The sequence below is a fragment of the Leucobacter sp. NPDC077196 genome, from assembly GCF_040687075.1.
GTDB lineage: Bacteria > Actinomycetota > Actinomycetes > Actinomycetales > Microbacteriaceae > Leucobacter.
Genome location: NZ_JBFBML010000012.1, coordinates 1 through 24139 on the forward strand (window position 1 = coordinate 1; position 24139 = coordinate 24139).

22 protein-coding genes are annotated in these 24139 nt (G+C 67.5%); 7 read left to right on the plus strand and 15 right to left on the minus strand.

The window, feature by feature from the left end:
* The first annotated feature begins 187 nt into the window (after positions 1-187).
* Positions 188-706: an amino-acid N-acetyltransferase gene (locus AB0O71_RS11580; RefSeq protein ID WP_363745427.1), complete on the plus strand. Its 519-nt coding sequence runs from the start codon at positions 188-190 to the stop codon at positions 704-706.
* A gap of 26 nt (positions 707-732) precedes the next feature.
* Positions 733-1374 (plus strand): hypothetical protein, encoded by a 642-nt coding sequence (locus AB0O71_RS11585; protein ID WP_363745429.1) that lies wholly within the window; start codon positions 733-735, stop codon positions 1372-1374.
* Here AB0O71_RS11585 and AB0O71_RS11590 read toward each other — a convergent pair.
* Positions 1368-2903 (minus strand): PucR family transcriptional regulator, encoded by a 1536-nt coding sequence (locus AB0O71_RS11590; RefSeq protein WP_363745431.1) that lies wholly within the window; start codon positions 2901-2903, stop codon positions 1368-1370. The two genes, AB0O71_RS11585 and AB0O71_RS11590, sit on opposite strands and share 7 nt — an antisense overlap.
* Positions 2904-3065: 162 nt before the next feature.
* Here AB0O71_RS11590 and AB0O71_RS11595 point away from each other — a divergent pair, with 162 nt between their 5' ends.
* From AB0O71_RS11595 to AB0O71_RS11605, 3 genes are all read left to right on the plus strand, one after another.
* Positions 3066-4289: a CoA transferase gene (locus AB0O71_RS11595; protein ID WP_363745433.1), complete on the plus strand. Its 1224-nt coding sequence runs from the start codon at positions 3066-3068 to the stop codon at positions 4287-4289.
* Between the two features lie 47 nt (positions 4290-4336).
* A complete protein-coding gene (locus AB0O71_RS11600) occupies positions 4337-5500 on the plus strand; it encodes an acyl-CoA dehydrogenase family protein (protein ID WP_363745435.1) in 1164 nt (387 codons plus the stop codon).
* A 64-nt stretch (positions 5501-5564) separates the two neighbouring features.
* A complete protein-coding gene (locus tag AB0O71_RS11605; protein WP_363745437.1) occupies positions 5565-6647 on the plus strand; it encodes a CPBP family intramembrane glutamic endopeptidase in 1083 nt (360 codons plus the stop codon).
* Here AB0O71_RS11605 and AB0O71_RS11610 read toward each other — a convergent pair.
* The 6 genes from AB0O71_RS11610 to mtnA all read right to left on the minus strand — a co-directional run bounded on the left by AB0O71_RS11610 (position 6638) and on the right by mtnA (position 13135).
* Positions 6638-7108, minus strand: a complete 471-nt coding sequence (locus AB0O71_RS11610) for a cupin domain-containing protein (protein ID WP_363745439.1) — start codon at positions 7106-7108, stop codon at positions 6638-6640. The genes AB0O71_RS11605 and AB0O71_RS11610 overlap by 10 nt on opposite strands.
* Positions 7105-8019: an ABC transporter permease gene (locus AB0O71_RS11615; protein ID WP_363745441.1), complete on the minus strand. Its 915-nt coding sequence runs from the start codon at positions 8017-8019 to the stop codon at positions 7105-7107. Before AB0O71_RS11615 ends, AB0O71_RS11610 begins: the two co-directional genes overlap by 4 nt.
* Positions 8016-9287 carry an ABC transporter permease gene (locus tag AB0O71_RS11620; protein WP_363745443.1) on the minus strand — a complete coding sequence of 424 codons (1272 nt, stop codon included), beginning with the start codon at positions 9285-9287 and terminating at the stop codon, positions 8016-8018. The genes AB0O71_RS11615 and AB0O71_RS11620 overlap by 4 nt, the downstream gene beginning before the upstream one ends.
* Positions 9284-10879 (minus strand): ABC transporter ATP-binding protein, encoded by a 1596-nt coding sequence (locus AB0O71_RS11625; RefSeq protein WP_363745445.1) that lies wholly within the window; start codon positions 10877-10879, stop codon positions 9284-9286. Before AB0O71_RS11625 ends, AB0O71_RS11620 begins: the two co-directional genes overlap by 4 nt.
* Before the next feature lie 123 nt (positions 10880-11002).
* Positions 11003-12055 (minus strand): BMP family ABC transporter substrate-binding protein, encoded by a 1053-nt coding sequence (locus AB0O71_RS11630; RefSeq protein WP_363745448.1) that lies wholly within the window; start codon positions 12053-12055, stop codon positions 11003-11005.
* 36 nt (positions 12056-12091) lie between these two features.
* Positions 12092-13135, minus strand: a complete 1044-nt coding sequence (gene mtnA / locus AB0O71_RS11635) for an S-methyl-5-thioribose-1-phosphate isomerase (RefSeq protein WP_363745450.1) — start codon at positions 13133-13135, stop codon at positions 12092-12094.
* A 474-nt stretch (positions 13136-13609) separates the two neighbouring features.
* Between mtnA and AB0O71_RS11640 the strand changes: the two genes are divergently transcribed.
* Complete coding sequence (locus AB0O71_RS11640; protein WP_363745575.1) at positions 13610-14917, plus strand: PhoH family protein; 1308 nt, start codon at positions 13610-13612, stop codon at positions 14915-14917.
* 144 nt (positions 14918-15061) lie between these two features.
* Here the strand turns inward: AB0O71_RS11640 and AB0O71_RS11645 are convergent, their stop codons facing one another.
* The 8 genes from AB0O71_RS11645 to AB0O71_RS11680 all read right to left on the minus strand — a co-directional run bounded on the left by AB0O71_RS11645 (position 15062) and on the right by AB0O71_RS11680 (position 22726).
* Positions 15062-15820: an SGNH/GDSL hydrolase family protein gene (locus tag AB0O71_RS11645; protein WP_363745452.1), complete on the minus strand. Its 759-nt coding sequence runs from the start codon at positions 15818-15820 to the stop codon at positions 15062-15064.
* A 130-nt stretch (positions 15821-15950) separates the two neighbouring features.
* A complete protein-coding gene (locus tag AB0O71_RS11650) occupies positions 15951-17378 on the minus strand; it encodes a class II fumarate hydratase (protein ID WP_363745454.1) in 1428 nt (475 codons plus the stop codon).
* A 65-nt stretch (positions 17379-17443) separates the two neighbouring features.
* A complete protein-coding gene (locus AB0O71_RS11655; RefSeq protein WP_363745456.1) occupies positions 17444-18127 on the minus strand; it encodes a carbonic anhydrase in 684 nt (227 codons plus the stop codon).
* Positions 18124-18804, minus strand: a complete 681-nt coding sequence (locus AB0O71_RS11660; RefSeq protein WP_363745458.1) for a DUF4245 family protein — start codon at positions 18802-18804, stop codon at positions 18124-18126. The genes AB0O71_RS11655 and AB0O71_RS11660 overlap by 4 nt, the downstream gene beginning before the upstream one ends.
* A 3-nt stretch (positions 18805-18807) precedes the next feature.
* The gene (locus tag AB0O71_RS11665; protein ID WP_363745460.1) at positions 18808-19047 is read right to left on the minus strand and encodes an exodeoxyribonuclease VII small subunit; all 240 of its coding nucleotides are present in this window, start codon (positions 19045-19047) and stop codon (positions 18808-18810) included.
* Between the two features lie 96 nt (positions 19048-19143).
* Positions 19144-20178 (minus strand): ABC transporter permease, encoded by a 1035-nt coding sequence (locus AB0O71_RS11670; protein WP_363745462.1) that lies wholly within the window; start codon positions 20176-20178, stop codon positions 19144-19146.
* Between the two features lie 13 nt (positions 20179-20191).
* The gene (locus AB0O71_RS11675) at positions 20192-21664 is read right to left on the minus strand and encodes an ATP-binding cassette domain-containing protein (RefSeq protein ID WP_363745464.1); all 1473 of its coding nucleotides are present in this window, start codon (positions 21662-21664) and stop codon (positions 20192-20194) included.
* Between the two features lie 75 nt (positions 21665-21739).
* Positions 21740-22726 (minus strand): substrate-binding domain-containing protein, encoded by a 987-nt coding sequence (locus tag AB0O71_RS11680; protein ID WP_363745466.1) that lies wholly within the window; start codon positions 22724-22726, stop codon positions 21740-21742.
* Positions 22727-22977: 251 nt separating this feature from the next.
* On the opposite strand from AB0O71_RS11680, the gene AB0O71_RS11685 reads away from it, so the two are divergent.
* Positions 22978-24111 (plus strand): class II histone deacetylase, encoded by a 1134-nt coding sequence (locus AB0O71_RS11685; protein ID WP_363745468.1) that lies wholly within the window; start codon positions 22978-22980, stop codon positions 24109-24111.
* Positions 24112-24139: the final 28 nt, after the last annotated feature.

Genomic DNA, 24139 nt, shown 5'->3' on the forward strand with positions numbered 1-24139 from the left:
CGCCCACGCAAAACGCTCGGCTGGAAAACTCCAGCCGAGCGTCTGCTAGAACTTGTCTAGTTCAATCGGTGTTGCGACCACCCCTTGAATCCGCCCAGGCAGCGGGCCTTTTCGCTGCGTGCGCGGCTTCCCGGAATGCGGCGTCGTACGCGAAAGCGCTGCAGTCGGCCGGGCCTAGACTGGAACGATGAGCGCCGCACCCGAGATCAGCATCCGCAGCGCGCGCACGGGAGACGTGCCGCACATGGTCGCACTCATGGAGCCGCTCGTTGCGAGACGCATTCTGCTCGGCAAAGACCTGGTCGATCTCTACGCCGCCGTGCCCGAGTTTCTTGTCGCGGTCGACGCCGACGATGCCGTGGTCGGCTACGGAGCCGTGCACGTCATGTGGGAGCAGCTCGGCGAAGTGCGCACTCTGGGGGTCGCCGAGACGATGCTCGGGCACGGCGTGGGGCACCTGCTGCTCACCGCACTCGAAGAACGCGCTCGCGCGCTGGGCCTGCGGCAGCTCTTCTGCCTCACCTTCGAAACTGAGTTCTTCGGCAAACACGGTTTCGAGCAGATGAGCGAGGATACGGAGCTGATCGCCGCCGAGGTCTACGCCGAGCTGCTGCGTTCGAGCGATGAGGGCGTTGCGGAGTTCTTGGACCTGGCCCGCGTCAAACCCAACACGCTCGGCAACACGCGCATGCTGAAGCGGCTCTAGAGGGCAAACGGGGCTACGCTGACGCCATGTCGACCCTGAAGGATCCGGTGGGACCGAAAGACCGCAAGGTGTACGTGCGCCGTCGACTGCTGGTGCTGCTGGTGCTGCTGGCGGTCATCGCGGTCGTCGTGCTGATCATCGTTCGGCCCGGATCGAGCGGAGGCGTGGCCGACGCGAACCAGGTCGAAGTGCCGAAGGACCTCGTCGAATCCCCGGCGCCGGATGGTGGCGGCGGAGGCGACGACGGCGAAGGCGACGACGAGATTGCAGCATGCGCGGCGGGTCAGCTTGAAGTGACGCCGGCCACCGACAAGGGCGACTACGCTGCGGGTGAGTCGCCGCAGCTCTCACTCGCTGTGGAGAACACGGGCGAGGCGGCGTGTTCTGCAGACCTCGGCAGCGCGAACCTGCAATTCGTGATCGCGAGCGGTGACGACGAGGTGTGGCGTTCGGCCGACTGCCAGGAGAACGCCGAGCATCTCGCGGTGATTCTCGAACCGGGCACTCCGCTCGAGACCGAGGCGATCTCCTGGGATCGCACCAGGTCGAGCGCGGAGACCTGCGACATCTCGCGGGATCCCGTGGCCGCGGGAGGAGCGTCGTATCACCTGCGCACGACGGCGGCTGGGGTGCAAGGAACGGGCACCGCGCAGTTCCTCCTCTACTGACTCCCCGCTGACGCCGCCGCCTCCTCGAGCCGCAGGGCGATCCAGAGTTCCGCACGGTCATCGGGGTCGGCGACGGAGCGCGCGGTCAGTCGCTCGATGCGTGAGATTCGATCGCGGAGCGTGTTGCGATGAATGCCGAGTGCGGCGGCAGCAGGGCCGCGCTGTCCGTTCGCGGTGAAGAGGGCACGCAAGGTCTCGCGCAGCAGGTCCCGATCCTCCGCGTTCACCGAGACAGCGCCGGGCGCGGCGTACGACTCGGAGAGGGGCCCGAGTATGCGCCGCGACATCGGCGCCGTCCCCCCTGCCGCCCGAGTGTTCCCGCCCTCGTCGGTATCGAGCTCGAGCAGGGCTTCAAGAATCGGGGTATCGCGATCCGCCCAGATCACAGCCGGTACCCGTGGAGCCGTGTAGAGCGGTGCGGTGGGCGAGAGCGACCGCAAGCGACCAGAGGCGGACCGCCGACTCAGCGCGGCTTCGTCGAGCGGCGACGGTCGTCCCACGACGACATCGAGGTTGTACGACGCGGCGGTCGCGAGCGCCGTCTCCACACTGTCCGGGTGCTCGTCGACAACCTGCCAGGCGCGAACGACTCCCGGGGCAGTGCCCGGGGCATCATTCGCCGCGACGAGCCGATCGAGACCCGAGCGGGGCTTCCGGCGCCACGAGGCCACATCTTCCGCCGTGCCCTGCAGAGCGAGCACGCGTACGCGACCTGGAGGGGCGAGACCCGGGGCGAGGATCCCGATGCCGTCGGCGGCAGCACCCTTCGTGATGAGGGCGACGGTCAATCGCTCCCAACGCTCTCGTTCGCGAGCGTTCTCAGCATGGTTCTCGCCGAGCGACAGTCCGAGCACCATGGCTCCGGCCGCAATGATGGAACGGCCCTCGGGAGACAGCGGTGTCCCTCCTGCGATCGCCAGCCGGAATCGGCCGCCCGCATCGAGGTCGATCACTTCCGCTTCGGCAGCTTCGGCGGCCGCCGTGAAGCCGGCGGTCGACGCGAGCGTGCCGCTATCCGAGCCGAGCAGGGCGAGATGCTTGCCCGTGGCCTGCGCCAGGCCCGCGAGCACCTCGGCGGGTTCCTGGCCGCCGCGTGCTCCCTCGAGCAGCCGCTGCTGCGCCCGCAGCGCGCCGCGTGCCGCGCCGAGATCATCGGCGCGCAACAGCTCGGCGACGGCCTTGCTCACCGCGATGAACGGCACCGGGAGCGGAACCTCGAAGAGTGCTACCTGGTAGGCGCTCGCAGCCTGCACGAGGGGCTGCGGGATCCGCTCGTGATTGACTCCGATTCCGAAGCCGATGGCCGCGACCCGCGCTCGGTTCAGACCGGCGACGAAATCGCGCCAGCGGCGGTCATCGGGTGCGAGGGCGAGACCCGTCGTCAGCACGATCTCGCCGCCTTCGAGGTACGCACCGAGGTCGAGCAGCTCCGTGTTCGAGACCCACGTGATCGTGGGATCGCCCGCGCCGGATTGCACGAGACGCAGCTGCAGATGGGGGATCGCGAGGAGCTGGGAGAAGGCGACCATGATGCGATTCTTGCACAGGTGGGCGCAGTACTCCTATGCAAGGGTGACCGTGGGTCGGCTCCGCATTCCGCATACACTGGCGGCACGGGGCAGTGCGCGCGAGACCGGTTCACGGCCTGGCGCCCAGCACCCGCATGACCACCGACGATGAGGAGCGCTCCGATGACGGGCACCGGGCAGCCGCAGCACGACACCGAGCCGAACGGCGGTGCGCCCCTGGGTGCGCTCCACGGCATCCGCGTCGCCGACTTCTCCCGCGTGCTCGCGGGGCCCCACGCCACCATGATCCTCGCCGATCTCGGCGCTGACGTCATCAAGATCGAGAGTCCCGAGGGTGACGGCACGCGGCAGTGGAGCCCTCCGGTCAACGCGGTCGGGCAGAGCACCTACTTCGCCGGGGTCAACCGCGGCAAGCGCTCGGTGGTCTGCGATCTGCGCGATCCCGAAGGCATCGCCCGCGCACGCGAACTCGCGCTCGGTGCCGATGTGGTCATTGAGAACTTCAAGCCCGGAACGATGGAGAAGTTCGGCCTCGGCTACGACGCCGTTGCGGCAGAGAACCCCGGCGTGGTGTTCTGCTCGATCTCCGGCTTCGGCGACACCGAAGGGCGCGACCTTCCCGGCTACGACCTCCTCGTGCAGGCCGTCGGCGGCCTCATGAGCATCACCGGTCACGCCGATGAGACCGGGGGAGAGCCCACGAAGGTCGGCGTAGCGCTCGTCGACATTCTCACCGGGCTGAACTCGGTCATCGGCATTCAGGCCGCGCTTCGTGCGCGCGACACCGCCGGGTCTCCCACTTCCGGCCGGGGCCAGCACGTGAAGGTGACGCTGCTCGGATCGCTGCTCTCGGCTCTTGCGAATCAGGCATCGTCGACGCTCGAAACGGGGGTCGCGCCCGGTCGCATGGGGAACGCCCACCCCTCGATCGCGCCCTACGAGACCTTCGCGGCAGCCGATCAAGCGATCGCGCTCGCGGTCGGCACCGACGGCCAGTTCGCTCGGCTGTGCGATGTGCTCGGCATCGGCGAACTCGCCGCCGACGAGCGCTTCGCCACGAATCCGCAGCGCGTGGCGCATCGCGTCGAGCTGCGCGCGGAGCTCGAGACCGCACTTCGCAGGCGATCCGCCGCCGATTGGATCGCCGCGTTCACGGCCGCGAACATCCCGGCCGGCCGGGTCAACTCGATCTCGCAGGCGTTGGAGCTCGCGGATTCGCTCGGTCTCGAGCCGGTCGCATCGACCTCCGCGACCGACTCCGACGGCACGCAACGAACGCTCCGCTCCGTCGCAACGCCGATTTCTCTGTCAGAGACCCCGGCTCGCTACGAAGTGCCGCCGCCCGGTATCGGCGAGCACCAGGGCGCCACCTGGCGGCCCCGTTAATCGCACCGATTTCTTACCCTTTCCCACTACTTTTCCCGAGGAGCACCATGACCACCACCATCGACCAGCTGTTCGACGTCGCCGACTTCGTCACCGAAGAGGAGCGCGAATGGCAGCTGAAGGCGCGGGAGTTCGCGCAGACGCGCATCCGCCCGATCATCGATCAGGCATTCGAAGAGCGTCGCCTGCCCGTCGAACTGCTGCCCGAGGTCGGCGAGTTCGGCGCATTCGGGATGTACCTCGACGGGTACGGGTTGCGCGGCGCTTCGTCGGTTGCGTACGGGCTCGTCGCGATGGAATTCGAGGCGGTCGACTCCGGCTTCCGCACCGCGCTCTCCGTGCAGGGATCGCTCGCGATGGGCGCGATCTACAAGTTCGGCTCCGAGGAGCAGAAGCAGCGCTGGTTGCCGGCGATGGGACGGGGAGAGGCGATCGGGTTCTTCGGGCTCACCGAGCCGCAGGGCGGATCGGACCCGAACACGATGCTGACGACGGCGCGACGTGAGGGCGACCAGTGGGTGCTGAACGGCAAGAAGCGGTGGATCGGCCTCGCCACCGTTGCGCAGGTCGGCGTCATCTGGGCGAAGGACGACGAGGGTATCGTGCGCGGCTTCATCGTCGAGACCGATACGCCGGGCTTCACCGCCACCGCCATCGACAACAAGCTCTCGATGCGGGCGTCGCTGCAGACGGAGATCGTGCTCGAAGACGTGCGCATTCCGGCTGACGCGATTCTGCCCAAGTCGAAGGGGCTCTCATCGCCGTTCAAGTGCCTGAACGAGGCTCGGTACGGCATCGTCTGGGGCGTCATGGGCGCAGCTCGGTCGTGCCTCGAGGTCGCCGTCGAGCGCTCCCAGACCCGCCAGGTCTTCGGGGCTCCGATCGGCGGCAAGCAGATCATTCAGGCTCAGCTCGCCGATATGTTCCTCGAGTACCAGAAGGGCCTGCTGCTCGCGCTGCATCTGGGACGGTTGAAGGATGCGGGCAACCTCACCTACGGCCAGATCTCAGTGGGCAAGCTCAACAACGTGCGCGAGGCGATCAAGATCGCCGGCAACGCGCGTTCGATTCTGGGCGGCGACGGAATCACCTCCGATTTCCCGGTGATGCGTCACATGGCCAACCTCGAATCGGTGCGCACGTACGAGGGCACCGACGAGGTGCACCAGCTCGTGATCGGGCGTGAGCTCACGGGCATCGCCGCGTTCTGATCGGCAGGCTGGCACCGGGCGTTCGCGCTCCGCTAGGGTGGCTGGCGGACGAAGGGAGTGCCCTGTGCGAGCAGAACGTGCGCAGGCGACCGAGCAGAGTGCAGCGCGCACGGGGAGCAGTGACGCACCGCGGGTGAGCCGGCCTGACCGGGTGGCGCGGGTACCGTGGGGCGCAGTCGGCCTCTTTGTCGCGCTGGCGTTCGGGCTCGCCTGGCTCGTCGCCCTGCCGCTCTGGCGCATGGGAACGGATGCCCCCGAGTATCCCCTCTGGTTCGGCCTGCTGGCCGCCGCGATGATGTTCACGCCGGCGATCGCAACGATGGCGGCCGTGTTCGTGACGCGTGCGCCGAGCCGTGAGCGACTTCGCTTTCTCGGCATGTGGCCGCTGCGCCCTGCACGACGCGTCGTCTGGTTCACCGTAGCCGCGCTCTTCGCCCCGCTCGTCATCGTGCTCGCCACCGTAGCCGTCTCGGTGCTCTTCGGGTGGACGCGTCTCGACCTGGTGAACTTCTCGGGGTTCCAGGCGACGCTCGATGCTCAGTACGCAGCCCTCGACGACGAGACCGCAGATCTTGCGCGGGCGACCATGCCACCGCTCGGAGTGCTCGTCGCCCTGCAACTGCTGCTGGTGCCCATCGGCGCGCTCGCCAACAGCCTGCTCGCGTTCGGCGAGGAGATCGGCTGGCGCGGGTGGCTGCTGCCCGCGCTCCTCCCGCTGGGCACTTGGCCCGCGATCCTCATCAGCGGCGTCATCTGGGGGCTCTGGCACTCGCCCATCATTCTGCTGGGCTACAACTTCGGTCTCACCGACTGGCGCGGCGTCGCGCTCATGACCATCGGCTGCATCACGTGGGGCGCGCTGCTCGGCTGGTCGCGCTTGCGCACCGGGTCAGTGTGGCCCGCCGTATTCGGACACGGGGCGCTGAACGCGTCAGCCGGCGTGATCGTCGTGCTCGCAGCAGCGGACGCGCCGCTCGACCCGGCCCTGGCCATGCCACTGGGTGCATCGGGGTGGATCGTCATCGCGGCGGTGCTCGTCGTGCTCGTAGCGACCGGCCAGTTCCGCGAGGATCACCAGCCGCAGCTCGCCCCGCGCGTCGACCACGGGTTCGCTGCCGGCGGGGTGCCGCCTACCACCTACTCCTGAGGAGCGTGTCGGGTCAGCGCGACGATTCGGTCTGCGAAGTCGGGGTACTGCGCGCACAAAGCGTCTCGCTCGCCGAGTGCGAACCCGTTCCAATTGAACGGCGGTGACATCGTGGTGCCGACCAGACTCCACGAACCGAGCGACGACGAGCCCTGCATGACGCCCGCGGGGACCACGAGTTGGGGCAGCTGGCCCGCTTCGGCATCGGGCCCGAGCAAGCGCTCCTCGGAGCGTCCGTCGGGGTGCAGCAGCAGCAGTCGCAGCGGATCGCCTGCGTACCAGTGGTACACCTCGACCGACGAGAGCGCGTGCAGCGCTGAGAAATCTGGGTCGGCCAGCAGATAGTAAATCGCGCTCGAATGCGCATCGAGGTGCATCCGGCGGAAGAGCCCGCCCTCGTGCTCGAGCGGCTCGAGCGCGAGGCGTTCGACCCAGCGGGCGGCCTCAGGCGCCAGACTCACGCGAGAGCTGCTTCGCGAGTCTTGCGAAACCGCTTGCTGAGCAGCACGAGCACGATGAGCGTCACGACGTAGGGCCCGGCATCGGTCAGTTGCTGCGGCAGGCCGAACGACTGCAGACGGAACCCGATGGCGTCGGCGAACCCGAAGAGCAGTGCCGCCCCGAGCACGCCGACCGGGTGGGCGCGGGCGAGCATGACCGCCACAACGGCGATCCAGCCGCGACCGGCCGACATGTTCTCCGTGAACTGCACGACGTTGCCGAGCGCCAGCTGTGCCCCGCCCAGCCCGGCGAGCGCACCAGAGGCGATGACGGCGCCGAGCTGGTAGCGCTGCGGATTGACGCCCATGGTGGCCGCCGCGAGGGGCCGCTCTCCGACACCGCGCAGGCGCAATCCCAGCGGGGTGCGGAAGAGCACGATCCAGAGGGTCGGCACGAGCAGCAGTGCGAGGTATCCGAGGGGCGTCAGCGCGAAGAGCTGGCCGATCCAGGGGATGTCGGCGAGCACCGGGATGCGCCACACGGGAATGCCGACGATGCCGGGATCCTGGAAGACGCCTTGCACGTCGAAGATCGCGACGAGCAGGAAGCTCGTCATGCCGACGGCGAGAATGTTCATGGCGACGGCGAGCACGATCGGATCGCCCTTGCGGTACACCGCCCCGTAGCCCAGTATCAGCGAGAACAGCGCACCGGCGATCATCGCGACGATGACGCCGAGCAGCCAGCTGTGCGTGAAGAAGGAGGCCGCGACGCCGGCGAATGCGCCGACGAGGATCATTCCCTCGAGGCCGATGTTGAAGATGCCGGCGCGTTCGGCGATCATGCCGCCGAGAGCGGCGAGGAGTATCGGGATGAGCGAACGGAGCACGGACCCGATGAGGTCTTGGTCGAAGAGTTCGAGGAAGTTCATCGATCCGACTCCTTCGTCTCGGCGCCGGTCGTACCGGCGCCCGTCGCGGTCGGAGCGGCGCCGCCGGCAGCGGCACCGGGAATCGGAGCGTGCGGCTCTGCGAGCGCTGCTTCGCTGAGCGGGGGATCGTCGGTCGGTGGGCTCGCCGCGGCATCGCCTGCGGCGCCGCGCCTGCGGAACCGGGGCAGCGCTACGCGGAATGCGAGCAGCACGATGACGAGTGCCTGGATCACGGCGGCGATCTGCGGTGAGAGCCCGAGCTCCCGCCCCATCGCGTCACTGCCGACCATGATCGCCGCGAAGAAGAGGCCGGCGATCGCGGTGCCGATTGGGCGGTACAGCGCCAGCAGCGTGACGAGCAGCGCGGTGAAGGCGTAGTTCGTCTGCACGAAGTACCCCTCGATGAGTCGAGTGCTGGGGGCGCCGATGATCAGCATGACGCCGAAGAGCCCGGCGAGACCGCCGGAAAGCGCCATGGTACGGGTGACGAGCGGCCCGGGCTTCACGCCCCCGTAGCGCACGAACTCTGCGTTCTGCCCGCTGAGACCCGATTCAAAGCCGAACCGCGTGCGGCGGTTCACGAAAACGGCGCCGGCGATGACGATGATGAGCACGACGATGGACCAGTTGACTCCGGTGAGCACGGCGGTGATGGGGCTCGTCGGGCCGAACGTGGAGCGCAGCGTGTCGGCGAAAGCGGCATCCTTCGGAACGATCATGCCGAGCTGCACCTCCGGCCGCAGCTGCTGCGTCGCCACAAGGTCGGTACTGGGGTCGTTCAGCTGGAAGCGGATGATCCAGGAGGAGAAATACCGCGCCGGGTAGTTGAGCAGCAGCGTCGAGAGCAGGATCGGCACCCCGAGCAGGTTCTGCAGGAGCGCCGAGATGAGGCCCCACGCGGCCCCGGTGGCGATCGCGACGACGAACGCGAGCGGCACGACGAGGATCGCGGGACCGGGCACGTAGACGGCCACGATACCGCCGGTCAGCGCACCGAGGCCCGCCTGCCCCTCCGTGCCGAGGTTCAGCACACCGGCTCGGAAAGCGACGGCGATGGCGATGCCGATGCCGATGATCGGAACCGCGCGTTGCAGCGTGTTCGCGAGACCCGCGCCACTGCCGAATGAGCCCTGGAGCATCGCGACGTACCCGCTGAGTGGATCGACGCCCGCGATGAGCATGAAGCAGGCGCCGATGAGCAGCGCGAGAACGATGGAGACCGGGATCGGGCCCGAAAGCCAGCGGCCTGCTCTTCGTGCGGCATTCATCGTGCTGACCCCTTCTCGGGTGCGTGGTGGCTTCCGACGGCATCGTGCCGGAGAGCGTCGAACGCGCCCGGCCGGTGGCGCTCTTCAGGCTCGTGTCCCGCCATGTACAGCCCGAGCAGGGCTTCGCTCGCGTCGGCCTTCGGCACTTCGGCGACGATGCGTCCCTCGAACATGACGACGATGCGCGAGGAGAGCGACATGATTTCGCTGAGTTCTGCCGAGATCAGGAGCAGGGCGCCGCCGTTGTCGCGGTACTCGCACAGTTCTCGGTGAATCGACTCGATCGCACCGACGTCGACGCCGCGCGTGGGCTGCTCGGCGATGAGCAGCGGGGCGCCGTAGTCGAGCTCGCGTGCGACGACCACTTTCTGCAGGTTGCCGCCCGAGAGCGTGCCGACTCGGGTCGATGGACCGGCGATCTTCACGCCGAACCTGCTGATCAAGCGTCTGGCGTGCTCGAGCATGGCCGACCGAGAGAGCAGGCCGCGCTGCAGGAGCGGGGCGCTGCGGTGATGGCCGAGTGCGAGGTTGTCGATCGCGTCGGCACCACCCGCACTGCCCACGGCATGACGATCCTCGGGGATGTAGGCGATGCCGCCGTCGCGACGCTGCGCGATGGACGACGCGCTGAGATCACGACCCGCGACCGCGACCGCCCCCGCGCTCGACTTGCGCATACCGATCACGGCTTCGGCGAGCTCGACCTGGCCGTTGCCGGCGACGCCCGCGATGCCCACGACTTCATTGCGGCGCACGAAGAGACTCGCGTCGGCGACAGCGTCGCGGCTGCCCGAGCCCGGCACGGTGAGTCCGTGCACATCGAGCACCACCTCGCCGGGCTGATGCGCCGGTGCGGGGGTAGTGAGATCGACGTCTCGGCCGGTCATATGACGCGTGATCTCGTCGGGCGAGCTGTCGGCGGTAACCAATTGCGCGACATTGCGCCCGTCGCGGAGCACGGTGACACGGTCTGAGATCGCCATGACCTCGCCCAGCTTGTGCGTGATGAGGATGATGGTGCGCCCGTCGGCTTTGAGCGCGCGGAGCACGTCGAAGAGACGCTCCGTCTCCTGCGGAGTGAGCACGGCGGTGGGCTCGTCGAGCACGAGCACCCGCGCTTCGCGGTACAAGGCCTTCACGATCTCGACGCGCTGCAGCACACCCACGGGTACGGAATCGACGCGGGCCGCCGGATCGAGCGAGAGCCCGTACCGCTCGGCGATCTCGGCCACGGCTCGAATGGCCTCCTTGCGGTCGATCAGACCGCGTGTGGTCGGCTCGCTGCGGAAGACCACGTTCTCCGCGATGGTGAGCGACGGAAAGAGCTTGAACGACTGGAAGACCATGCCGATACCTGCATCGATGGCCTCAAGGGGCGAACTGAACGTGCGCCGCTCGCCCCGAATGAAGATCTCGCCCTCGTCGGGCTGGTACACGCCCGCGAGTTGCGACATCAGAATGGATTTGCCGGCGCCGTTCTCACCCATGAGTGCGTGGATCTCACCGGCTTCGACCTCGAAGTCGACGTTGTCGTCGGCGAGCACGCCGGGGAAGCGCTTGGTGATCCCGCGCATCGAGACTTCGGCGACCATCCGCATTCCTTTTCTTGGTGGTGCATGAAACTCGCCGGTTGAGCGAGCGCTGTGAGACGAGCCCCAGAGTACTGCGAAACGGGTGTTGTCTCCATGCGCCCGGCTCAACCGGCGAGCGGGGGATTACGCGAGCGGGTCGGTGACCTTGATCTTGCCCGAGACGATGTCATCGCGAGCCTGCGTCACCTGATCGAGCACGTCCTGGTTCTCCATGATCGTGCACTGCGAATCGGCGGCGTCTTCGGTGAGGCTGACGATGGTCATGCCCTCCTCCTTGAGACCGAAGGAACTGGTTGCATCCTTCGAGCTCGTGCCGTCCATGATCTCGCCGACGACGGTCTCGATGACGCGGTTGACCGACTTCACGGTTCCGTCGACGACCGACCCGGGCGCGATCGGGCACTGGTTCGCATCGACGCCGTAGGTCGAGAAGCCCTTCTCGGCCGCGGCCTCGATGATGCCGCCGTTCGAGGCTGCACCTACGGCGAAGACCTGATCGACGCCACTCGCAGCGAACGCGAGGGCCTGCTCCTTGCCGCGCGCGGGGTCGGCGAACGGGTTGTCGCCGCCGATGACCTGCGGGGCCACGGTGTCGACCTCGGGGTTCACGCTCTTGGCGCCCTCGGCGAAGCCGTCGGAGTACTTCTGCAGCAGCTCATTGTCGACCGAGATGACCGAACCGACCTTGTCTGCCTCGGTGAGCAGACCGGCCTCGAGGCCGAGCAGGTACGACGGCTCCTGCTCGCGGAACGTCGCCTGGTACAGGTTGTCAGGCGCGCCGTCCACGAACGTGTCGATGAGCATGAAGTTCTGCTGCGGGTTCTGCTCGGCGAGCTCCTTCGCTACGTCGCCGAACTGGAAGCCGAGCATCACGACGACCTCGGGTGCCTCGGCGATCGCTGCCTCGAGATTGGATCGGCGCGTCGCGTCGTCCTTCGACTCGAAGGTCTTCGAGGTGCCCTCGAAGGTCTCGGCGACCGATTCGATGCCGACCTTGCCCGACTTCAGAAACTCGTTCTGGCCGATCGGGTCGCTGGTGATGTAGATGAAGCTGGGGCCGTCGGTGGCCGCCTCATCCTCACCGCTGCCGCCGCCGGAGCACGAGGTGAGCAGCAGTGCGGCTGATGCTGCACCTGCGACGAGTGCCGCGCGAACGCGGCGCTTGGTGAAGAACATGGGTGTTCCTTTCGAACGGAGGGGATGGAGTAGAGCTTACGAGCGGAGCGACTCGAGCGACACGTCTTCGAGTGTCTCGCCTCGGCTGAGCATGATCACCCGGCGCTCGGTCACGATCGCCGTGATCAGGCTCTGCGGGGTGACGTCGAACGCCGGGTTCACCGCGTCGATGCCTTCGGGCGCGGTGCGCGTGCCGCCGAAGCCCACGACTTCGCCGACGCCGCGATCCTCGATCTCGATGTCGGCCCCGCTCGCGGTGCGCATATCGATCGTGGATTCGGGTGCGACGACGATGAACGGTACGCCGGCGTGCTGTGCGGCGAGTGCGAGCGAGAACGACCCGACCTTGTTGGCAGTGTCGCCATTCGCGGCAATGCGGTCGGCGCCGATGAACACGGCGTCGGCGATGCCGCGCGAGAGTAGGAACGGCCCGGCGGAATCGATCAGCAGACGGAAGGGCGCCTCCATGCGGTCGAGCTCCCACGCGGTGAGCCGAGCGCCCTGCAGCAGCGGACGCGTCTCGAGCGGCAGTGCCTCCTCGAGCGAGCCCTGCTCGAAGAGCGTCTGAATCACGCCGAGGGCCGTGCCGCGCTCGACGGTAGCGAGGCTGCCGGTATTGCAGATGGTCATCACGCTCACGCGATCCTTCGCCGCAAGCTCGCGGGTGAGGTCGGCGCCGCGCAGGCCCATCGAGATGCAGGCCGCGATGTCCTCGTCGCGAATGAGCAGCGCTTCGTCGAGGATCGCGTCGGCACCCGCGTCGAGCTTCGTCAGCGCGCGGTCGACACCCCACGAGAGGTTCACGGCGGTGGGGCGGGCCTCGCGCAGAATGGCGGCCTGCCGACGCACCTCCTTGCGGTCGAGCTCGTCGTCACCGTGCTCCGCCTGCACCGACGCTGCGATGAGTGCAACGCCGAAGGCACCGGCCACGCCGAGTGCCGGAGCGCCTCGCACCGCGAGTCGTTGGATATCGTCGATCAGCTCGGGCAGCTCCGTGATGCGGCGCACCTCGACCCTCTGGGGAAGCAGGGTCTGATCGATGAGTTCGATGGCTCCGTCGACCCAGTCGATCGTGCGCAAGCGGTGCTCCTTTATCTGTCACGGTATCGCCACGGGAATCGATAATCGTTCGGGAGTGCTGACGCCCCCACCCCGGGCTGCAGTATCGCAGCTATCAGAATACCCGACGCTGAGGCTCCGACGAGCCCGCTGTGGGAGTTCCACAACTGCTCCCGGTTCAGCGAGGCGACGCGACCCGTTGCCGATCCCGTCACGCATCGTTCACCGATCGATATGCGTGTCTTCTCGCGAGTTGCCGCTCGGGCGGCGTAGCGTGTGACGCATCGGGCAGGGTGCCCGATCGAGGAGGCCGGTCGGTCACCACCTCGGAGCTACTGGCCAACTCGCTGAGTCGGGGCCCTGCCCCGGTGCAGAGGAGCCATCGTGGCTGAGATCCATCACTCCGCAACACCCTCTCCGGTCGTCACCGAACCGGATGCTCCCTCGTCGGCGATCGGACACTCGTCCGTACCTCAGACGCCGAGTTCGCCCGAGTTGTTCGGCGACACCCTGCAGGCGTTGCGCACCTACGTGCTCGATACCTCGGTACTGCTGAGCGACCCGGCAGCGCTCTTCAAGTTTGCCGAGCACTCGGTCGTGCTTCCCGTCGTCGTGGTCATGGAGCTCGAGAAGAAGCGCCATGATCCCGAGCTCGGCTACTTTGCGCGAAGAGCACTGCGCCTTCTCGACGAACTGCGGAGCAAGCACCTGCGACTCGACATTCCGGTGCCCGTCGGCGACGCCGGGGGAACGGTGCGCGTCGAACTCAACCACACGAGTCTCGACGGACTGCCGAGCGGCATGCGCCTGGGTGACAACGACACCAGGATCCTTGCAGTTGCGCAGAACCTCGCATCAGAGGGGCTCGACGTCACGGTGATCTCGAAGGATCTGCCGATGCGGTTGAAAGCGGCGGCCCTTGGGCTCGGATCCGAGGAGTATCGCGCCGAGCTTGCTCGCGATGACGCCTACACGGGCATCGCGTCGGTCGCGCTCGACGAGGAGCAGATGCGGGAACTGTGGGAGGACGAGCGTCTCGACGATGTCGAAGCTGCGGCTGACCTGCCGTTCGGCACGGGACTCGTGCTCATCTCGACGCGCGGCTCGGCGCTGGGGCGCATCGACGGTGATCGGTCGTTGCACGTGGTGCGCGGCGACCGCGAGGTGTTCGGGGTGACGGGGCGCAGCGCCGAGCAGCGACTCGCGATCGACCTGCTGATGGACCCGAAGATCGGTATCGTCTCGCTCGGCGGCAGCGCGGGCACGGGCAAGTCGGCGCTCGCGCTCGCGGCCGGGCTCGAAGCCGTGCTCGAGCGGCGCCAGCACCGCAAGGTGATGGTGTTCCGCCCGCTCTACGCGGTCGGCGGTCAAGATCTCGGGTACCTGCCGGGCGACCACCAGGAGAAGATGAACCCCTGGGCGCAGGCGGTGTTCGACACGCTCGGCTCGATCGTGTCGCAGAACGTGCTCGACGAGGTGGTGGCGCGGGATCTCGTGGAGGTGCTGCCGCTCACCCACATTCGCGGACGCTCGTTGCACGACGCGTTCGTGATCGTCGACGAGGCGCAGTCGCTCGAGCGTGGCGTGCTGCTGACGATGCTGAGCCGCATCGGTCAGAACTCGCGCGTCGTGCTCACGCACGATGTGGCGCAGCGCGACAACCTGCGCGTCGGTCGGTACGACGGAATCGCGGCGGTGATCGAGAAGCTGAAGGGGCACCGACTGTTCGGCCACGTCACACTGACGCGCTCCGAGCGCAGCGAGATCGCAGCCCTCGTCACCGATCTGCTCGACACTCCGTAGACGCCGGTACCGTACCGGCCCGCCGAGTCCCTGCTCGCCCGCCGAGTCCCCGCCCGCCCGCCGAGTCCCTGCCAGAATCACGCCGTCCGCGCAGGGGGGGTCGGCGGCGACAGAGGGGCTCGGCGGGTCGGGTACGGCCAGGGGCTACGAGACGGCGGCGATGCGCTGCTCGACGAACGGCCAGAACGCATCGGCCCAGACCTCGTAGCCGCGATCGTTCGGATGGAACGCATCCGCTGCGAACTCGGTGAGCACGCCGCGCACGCCGCGCTCCTGCGTCGTCCGGTGCAACGGCACGACCCTCAACCCGCGTTCTGCGGCGATCGTGTGGAGGATGCGGTTCGCCACCCGCACCTTCCGCTCGTTCCAGGGAAGATGGAAGCAGGGGAGCTCACTCACAATGGTGTGCGTCGGCAGCGCCGACAGGATCAGCGTCAGGTTCCGGTGAAAGCGCACCGGATCCCACTCGGCGATGTCGTTCGCGCCGATCGCGATTGTCACCAGGTCGGGCTCGTACGCGAGCACCTTCTGCGCTTTCGGCAGCTGGTCACGCAGGCACAGGGTCGTCGTCGCCCCCGATACGGCGAGGTTGACGACCTTCACCGGCTCACCGGTGCGCGCTTCGATGCGGTCGATCAGCTGCCCCACATAGCTGCGCCCGGGCACTGACGCCCCGATGCCCTGTGCGGTCGAATCGCCGAGCGCGAGGTATCTGAAGGTGCCCTGCTGCTTGCGTCGTTCCCGCCACCACTGGGCGGTGACCGGCTGCATCTCCGCGAGTTCCATGAGCGGCCGGTTCACACGGTCGTACAGTGTGCGCCAACCGAGCACGCGCGCCACCGCGGCGGCAGCGGAGAGCACGAGAGCACGTGCCCCGTCGCGTGGTACTCCTGCAGGCATCATGGAATCAGCGTAGCGAGACGGGCCGACGCACCGCATCTGCATCTGGTCGGCGGAGCCGGCCGGCGAACGGCGGCGGGCCCGAGGTCGACGCGATGCGATCCGGGGCCCGGCGCCTGCCTGTTCCGACGTCCTACTTGGCGACGCCGGGGTGGGTCATCGACAGCAGGTCGAGCGCCTGGTCGAGGGCTTCTTCGGTGACCTCGCCGCGCTCCACGTACCCGAGGTCGACGACCGCCTCGCGAACGGTGATGCCCTTCTTCACCGAGTGCTTCGCGATCTTCGCTGCAGCTTCGTACCCGATGAGGCGGTTGAGTGGCGTGACAGTCGACGGGCTCATGCCGGCGAGGGCTGCGGCGCGCTCGAGATTCGCTTCCAGGCCCGCGACGGTCTTGTCGGCCAGCACGGTTGACGCGTTGGAGAGCAGACGAATCGACTCGAGCAGCGCGGTGCCCATCACGGGGATCTGCACGTTGAGCTCGAAGGAGCCCGACGCACCCGCCCAGGCGATCGTCGCGTCGTTGCCGATGACGCGCGCGCACACCATGAGCACGGCCTCGGGAATGACGGGGTTGACCTTGCCAGGCATAATCGACGATCCGGGCTGCAGGTCGGGAATGTGCAGTTCGGCGAGGCCGGTGTTCGGGCCCGAGCCCATCCAGCGAATGTCGTTGTTGATCTTCGTCAGCGACACGGCGATGGTGCGCAGCGCCCCCGACGCCTCGACGAGCCCGTCGCGGTTGGCCTGAGCTTCGAAGTGGTTGCGCGCCTCCGTGATGGGCAAGCCGCTCGACTGCGCGATCTCGGCGATGACCTTCTCGGGGAACCCGAGCGGCGTGTTGATGCCGGTGCCGACGGCGGTGCCGCCCTGGGGCACCTCCGCGACGCGTGGGAGCGCTGCGTCGACGCGCTCGATGCCGTAGCGGATCTGGGCGGCGAATCCGCCGAACTCCTGTCCGAGGGTCACTGGTGTCGCGTCCATGAGATGGGTGCGACCCGACTTTACGGCCGTCTTCCACAGCTCGGCCTTGGCCTCGAACGCCTCGGCGAGATGCGCGAGCGCAGGCTTCAACTGCTCGATGAGGGCGCCGGTGACGGCGATGTGCACCGACGTCGGGAAGACGTCGTTCGACGACTGCGAGGCGTTGACGTGATCGTTGGGGTGCACGGGTGCGCCGAGGTGTCGGGTCGCGAGCGTGGCGAGCACCTCGTTCATGTTCATGTTCGATGAGGTGCCCGAGCCGGTCTGGTACGTGTCGACGGGGAACATGTCATGGTGATCGCCGGAGATGATCTCGTCGGCCGCAGCCACGATGGCCTGCGCCACCGGGGTGTCGAGAATGCCGAGGTCGCCGTTGGCGATAGCGGCCGCGCGCTTGATGCGGGCGAGTGCGACGATCTGCGCGGGTTCGAGACCCTTGCCCGAGATCGGGAAGTTGTCGACGGCGCGCTGCGTCTGAGCGGCGTACAGTGCGTTCTTGGGAACCCGCACCTCACCCATGGTGTCGTGCTCGATGCGGTACTCGGTCTCGGCGCCGGCGGCGCTGCGATCTTCGGTCACAATCATCCTTCGTTTCGTGAATACAGCTCGGGGTTGGAGAAGTTCGGGGTCGATCGTCCGCTACGTTACGCGGCGACGGCGGGCTCGGCTTCCGCGATATCGAGATGGCCGACGGCGCTCACCGCAACGGCGCGACCCTCGGACAACCGGTACTGGCAGCCGACGATGCCGAGCTGGCCAGCGGCGACGGCATCGCTGATGATGCGGGAGCTGCGCAGCAGCTGGTTGACGGTCGCCGCGAGGTGGACGCGACCGACGGCATCGGCGTCGATGGCAGAGACATCGACGTACGGGGTGTCGCGGTGCTCGCGCAGCCAGAGCTCTTGCACCGAGGGCAGGATCGGCGCGAGCGTGTTCTCGACCGCGCTGGGAACGGGGTCGGGGTGCTGCTGCATCTGCCCGATCGCTGCCGCGACGGCGCCGCACGAGTCATGGGCGAGCACGACGATCACGGCGACGCCGAGGTTGGCGACGGCGTACTCCATGGAGGCCGTGATCGATTCGGCCACGACGTGCCCCATGTTGCGGGCGATGAAGAGATCGCCGAGGCCCGCGTCGAAGATGATCTCAGCGGCAAGTCGGGAATCTGAGCAGCCGAAGAGCGCTGCGTCGGGAACCTGCCCAGTGGTGAGCTCGTTTCGGCGCTCCACATCCTGCCGTGGGTGCTGCGGGCCGCCGGCGATGAATCGCTGGTTTCCGGCTACGAGTGCGTCCCACGCCTGCTGAGGCGTGACTCTGGGGGCGGTCATGCAGTTCCCTTCGAATCGGAGAGTGATGCGGCGACGTCCGCAGCGAGGTCGCGGAGCGTGGCCGGTGCAGCAGTGCCGTAGACGAGAATCGTGTCATCTTCCCACTGCGCCTGCAGCGCGAAGAGCACGTTCGAGTTGTCGGGGTCGCGGTCGCTGTGATCGTACGTGATCCAGTCGAGGCCGCCCAAGGATTCGTTGCCGGTCGGGGCCTGCTGTTCGAGCTGCTGCGCGATCCAGACGTCTTCGACGGGTGCACTGTCTGCCGTGAATGCCTGCGTCACCCCGGCGTAGGCCTCGAGACCCTCGGCATCGACCGTCGTGTAATTGATCTGCCACGCGGTCACCCCGTCGCTGCCGCGCAGATCGGCCTGCTTCGCTTTCCACTCATCGGGCACCTCGGGTGCCACGAGCTCGCGGCCGGCACTCGGCGTCGCCTCGGTCGCGAGCGAGGCGACATTCACCTCGTGATCGGCGAACCCACCCGTTCCCCGCGGCACCATGAGGAAGATGACGAGCACCAGGCCGAGGCTCACGAGCAATGAGAAGACGAGATTGTTGACGGTCTTGCGCTCGCGGTAGAGCCGACTGTCGCGGGCCTTGCGCGTCGCGGTCTCCGATGGCGTCTCGGGCCTGCCGAGCTCGGCGACGACCGCCGGCGCTTTGTGCTGCTTCGCCATCGCCTACGCGTCACCCCCGACTGAACCGTCGCCGACGTTCTTGCGGGCCGCCTCCAGTCGCTGACGCGCGCCGAGCAGCCACTCCTCGCAGCGCGACGCCAGGGTCTCGCCTCGCTCCCAGAGCTGCAGCGACTCTTCGAGGGTCGCTCCGCCCTGTTCGAGGCGGCTGACCACCTGGATGAGCTCGTCGCGCGCTTCCTCATAGGAGAGGGAGGCGGGATCCCGAACCACCGTATCTGCCATGCCGCTCAGTCTACCCGCCGCCGCCGACACGGATGCCGAGGGCGGCGGGGACCCGAACCGCGCATGCAGCAGCCGAACCGGCGGCCGGCCGCTGCATCAGGGCCGCGCTGTCGACTCCGCTCGTTCGGCATCATCGGTCTGCTCTGCAGCGACGGCGCGCTTGCCGAGTTTCGCCCAGGAGGACCGGATCATGCGCTGGATCGAGCTGTCGAGAGCGACCGCGATGATGAGGGTCGCGCCGACCAGAATCGTCTGGAGAAACGGCGAGGCCTGCATGAACACCAGGCCGGCGCGCAGCACGCGGAAGAAGAGGAGACCGGCGACGACGCCGCTGATACGGCCCACCCCGCCCTCGAACGCGACGCCGCCGAGCAGCACGACCGTCAGCACTTCGAGCTCGAGGCCCGATCCGATGTTCGGATTTGCGGACTGCACTTTGGCCGAGAGGAACAGGCCGGCGAGAGCTGCGAATGCACCCGTAGCGACGAAGAGGAGGAAGCGCGAACGCTGCACGTTCACCCCCATGAGGCGAGCGGCTCGTTCGTTGCCGCCGATCGCCTTGACCGACTTGCCGAACGTCGTGTGATTGAGCACGTACCAACCCAGGGCGATCACCGCGACGAGCGCGATGATCTGAATGGGAATCGGGCCGACTTTCAACGTGCCGATGCTGCGAAACGCCTCGGGCAGCTCTGCGCGGGGAATCGTACGCCCGTCGGAGAGCAGGAGCGCGAGCCCGCCCCAGACGCTCAGGGCGCCGAGCGTGACGACGAAGGAGTTGAGCCGCAGGTAGGCGATCAGGAATCCGTTGAGTGCGCCGGCGGCGATGCCGGTGGCGATGGCCGCGGCGAACCCGAGCAGCGTCGACCCGGTCGCACTCATCGCGAGCCCGCCGGTGATGGCCGAGGCCGAGGCCACGGAGCCGACAGACAGGTCGATGGTTCCAGACATGATGAGAAAAGCGGCGGGGATCGCGATCAATCCGAGTTCGGCGGCCTGCAGCAGAATGCTCTGCCCGTTCGCGAAGGTGAAGAAGTTGGGGCGGAGGATCGAGAAGACGGCGACGAGCACGATGAGTGCGAGGAAGATGCCGTTCTTCGCAGCGAAGATCTTGAGGCGTTCTGCGTTCATGGGGAGGTTCCGTTCAGGCGCGGGTCGGCTCGGCGATGGCGAGGAGCGAGGTCAGGAGGTCTTCGTTGAAGGTGTTGGAGCGGGGAACCGGGACGAGACGATCGCCGAGCGTCGTGTAGGCACGATCGCAGAGGCTCGCGATCTCGTCCGACTCGCTCGACGCCACCAGTACGGCGGCCCCCCGGGCGGCGGCTGCGCGGGTCGCTTCGACGATGTCGAGCTTCGCGCCGACGTCGACGCCCTGTGTGGGCTGAGCCAGGATCAGCAGCGTGGGCTGCGCGGGGTAGAGCCAGCGAGCGAGCAGGTGCTTCTGTCGATTGCCGCCCGAGAACTGCGATACCTCGGCGTCGGCCGACGGCCCCCGGATGTCGAGTGCAGTGCGGGCGCGCTCGTACACGACCGAGCCCGACTTCGCCGATACCCACCATCCGCGAGCACCGCCAGAGGAGTACCAGGGGAGCATGACGTTATCGAGGGCGGTTTCCGAGGCGATGAGTCCCTCGGTATCACGGTCCGGCGGAACGAAGAACACGCCCTTTCTGATAGCGCGGCCCGGTGAGGCGAAGCGCACCGTCTCCCCGTTCAGTGTGTAGGGCTGAGGACTCTTCGCCGCGCCCGCGAGCTGGGCAGCGATCTCGAACTGCTCGCCTCCCGCCATGCCGAACAGGCCGACCACCTCACCGGCTCGGGCATGAACGGTGCCGCCCGGAGTGTCGATCGCGACGACCTCAGCGCCTGGCTCGACGTGGGTGAAGTCGAGCGATCGCAAATCGGGCACGAGGGCGTCTGCGAGCTTCGCCGGGGTGAAATCGCTCGAAGGCCCGTCGACGACGACGCGCCCACCGCGCAGCACGACGATGCGCGTGCACGCCTCCATGATGTCTGGCAGGCGGTGCGAGACGTAGACGACCGCGATACCGCGCTCGGCGAAGCCGCGAATGAGGTCGTGCAGCGCATCGGTCTCAGCGCGGCCGAGCGCAGCGGTCGGCTCGTCGAGCAGGAGCACCTTCATCTCTCCCGAGAGCATGCCGCGCGCGATGTCGACGAGCTGCCGTTCGCCGAGACCGAGTGCCTCGACGGGAATCTCGAGCGGAATCTCTGCACCGACTGCCGCGAGAGCCTCGCGCGCCTGTGCGCGCCGATCCGCGGCTCGCGGAGCCTGGCGGGCGAGGAAGAGGTTCTCGAGCACGGTCATGTTGGGCGCGAGCGCGGGTTCCTGGTGAATCACGGTCACCCCGCGCTGGGAGGCTTCGCGCGGTGTCAGCCGCTTGTCGACAGGCGCTCCATCGATGCTGAACCCTCCGCTGCTCGCAGCGATCACGCCGGTGGTCACGTTGAAGAGCGTGCTCTTGCCGGCTCCGTTGTGGCCGAGCAGGCCGACGATCTCGCCGGGAGCGACCGCGAACGTGATGTCTTCGAGCGCTCGGGTCGCGCCGAAATCGACGGTGACGCCGGTGTACTCGAGCCGAAATCGACTATCGGCCATACGGGGATTCCTCTCATCACGACGTACGAATTCCACCGGGGCACCCGACGGTTGCCGAGCGCCCCGCGGTGAGGTCTACTGGTTCGCGAGCAGGAAGTCTTCGGCGTTCTCGCTGGTGACCTCGGTGACGGGAACGGACTGATCCTCGACGGGGTTGCCTTCTGCTGCATCGACGAGCATTTGCGCGTTCGCCTCGGCCAGCTGGCGTGCGGGGGCGATGTAGGCGTAGCGCCAGAACGAATCCGGTTCCATGATCACCTCGAGTTCTGCGTCCGTCGCGTCGAGGTTGAGCAGCAGCATGCTGTCGTCGGTGGGAGATACGCCCGAGTCGGTGAGCGCTTGGTAGGCCCCGAGCGCGGGGTCGTTGGCAATCGCGAGCCACACCTTCGTGTCGGGTGCAGCGTTGAGCTGGTTCTGCACCGCGGCATACCCGTCGTCGAGGCTCAACACCTTGTGCTCGGTGATGTCGAGATTGAGGTCGGCCGCATCGAGGGCGTCGAGCATCCCCTGGCCGCGGAGCCGGCCGAGATCGGTGTCGGGCCATCCGAGGAAGGCGACATCGACTTCTTCGTCTCCGTAGGTCTCGGCGATCCACTCGGCCGCCTTCTCGCCGGCCCGCTTTCCGTCGGCCTCGTGATCGAGGGTGACCGCCGCGGCCACGCCATCCCAGGTGCTGCCGTACCCGAGGATCGGGATTCCGGCATCTGTCGCCTGCGTCGTCACAGCGACCATCGCGTCCGACTGCACGGGGTACCCCATGATCGCTTTGATATCGCCACGCACGAGCCACGACTCCCAGTCTTGAACCTGCGTCTGCGCGTTCCACTTCGGATCATCGGTGACGAACTCGTATCCGGCATCGGTCACGATCGTCTCCATGAAGGGGAGCATGTCGTTCCAGATCTGAATATCGAGCCCGGCGAAGCTCATGGCGACCGCGCCCTTGGCTTCTGAATCGGACGATGCGCCGCCGGCAGTGCTGTCGGAGGTGCATCCGCTCAATGCGAGCGCTGCGGCTGCCGCGAGTGCGACGCCGCCGGATAGTGCACGGGTGCGTTTCATGAGGTGACTCCTTCGTCGGGATGCTCGGCGGGCACCAGCGCCCTCCGTTGTCGAGCCGACCCTGGCCCGTAGCGTCACTATCAGACCACGATTAGCTCGCTACAGTCAACGGGAAGAGTGTTTCATTTATGTTTCGACATTGAAATGAGACATTTGTTTGTGGATCGTGAATTTTGGGAGCTATGGTGGTGCCACCGGTACGCGGCGCAGTGAGGCCGCGCATCGTCTGAGCAGCTGGAAGGACACACGCAATGGAGCGCAGAACCGGATACGTCTGGCACGAGCGGTACGCCTGGCACGACACGGGCACGCACGCAGGTATTTACCCCTCAGGTGGATTCGTGCAGCCGTACCACAACTTCGAGAGCCCGGAGTCGAAGGCTCGATTCGCGGGCCTGGTCGAGGTTTCGGGCCTGCTCGACTCGCTGGTGCGCATACGAGCGCGCGAGGTCGACGCAGAGGACCTGCTGCGCGTGCACACGGCGGAGCACGTTGAACGGATTCGCACGCAATCGGAGCACGCCGGGGGCGACGCGGGCGACGGCTTCTCCCCGTTCGGCCGCGGCGGTTACGACCTCGCCCGGCTCGCAGCCGGCGGCACCCTGGCTGCGGCGGAGGCGGTGCTCGACGGCGTCGTCGACAACGCCTACGCACTGGTGCGCCCTCCCGGGCATCATGCGGAGCCAGATCAGGGACGCGGCTACTGCCTGTTCGCGAACGTGCCGGTGGCCATCGAAGCGCTGCGCGCCGCGGGCAAGGTGCAGCGGGTGGCGATCTTCGACTACGACGTGCATCACGGCAACGGCGCGCAGAAGATCTATTGGGATGACCCGAACGTGCTCACGATCTCCGTGCACCAGGATCGACTGTTCCCCGTTGACAGCGGCTTGGTGGCCGAGCAGGGTACCGGCGACGGTGCCGGCACGAACATCAATGTGCCGCTTCCCGCCGGCTCCGGTGACGGGGCGTACTGGTCCGTCGTCGACTCGGTCGCCCGCCCGGCCATCACCGCCTTCGAGCCCGACCTCATTCTGGTGTCGAGCGGATTCGACCCATCTGCACTCGATCCGCTCGGGCGCATGAGCGTGACCTCTGAAGGTTTCCGCGGTATCGCGGAGCGATTGCTCGCGATCGCGGACGAGGTGTGCGATGGCAAGATCGTCTTCTCTCACGAGGGCGGCTATTCGGCCGTGCACGTCCCGTTCTGCGGCGTCGCCGTGCTCGAAGCGCTGAGCGGTGTTCGCACGGGTGTGGAGGATCCGTTCACCCTCTCGGTGGGAGACTCGCCGACCCGTGCGCTCACGGATTGGCAGACCGCGGTGATCGACGAATCCGCAGCACTCGCTCGTGCGCTGGGCCTGATCGTCGACGAGCGAACGGCCTGAGCGATTCGCTCCAGTCGCAGGCGGCTGC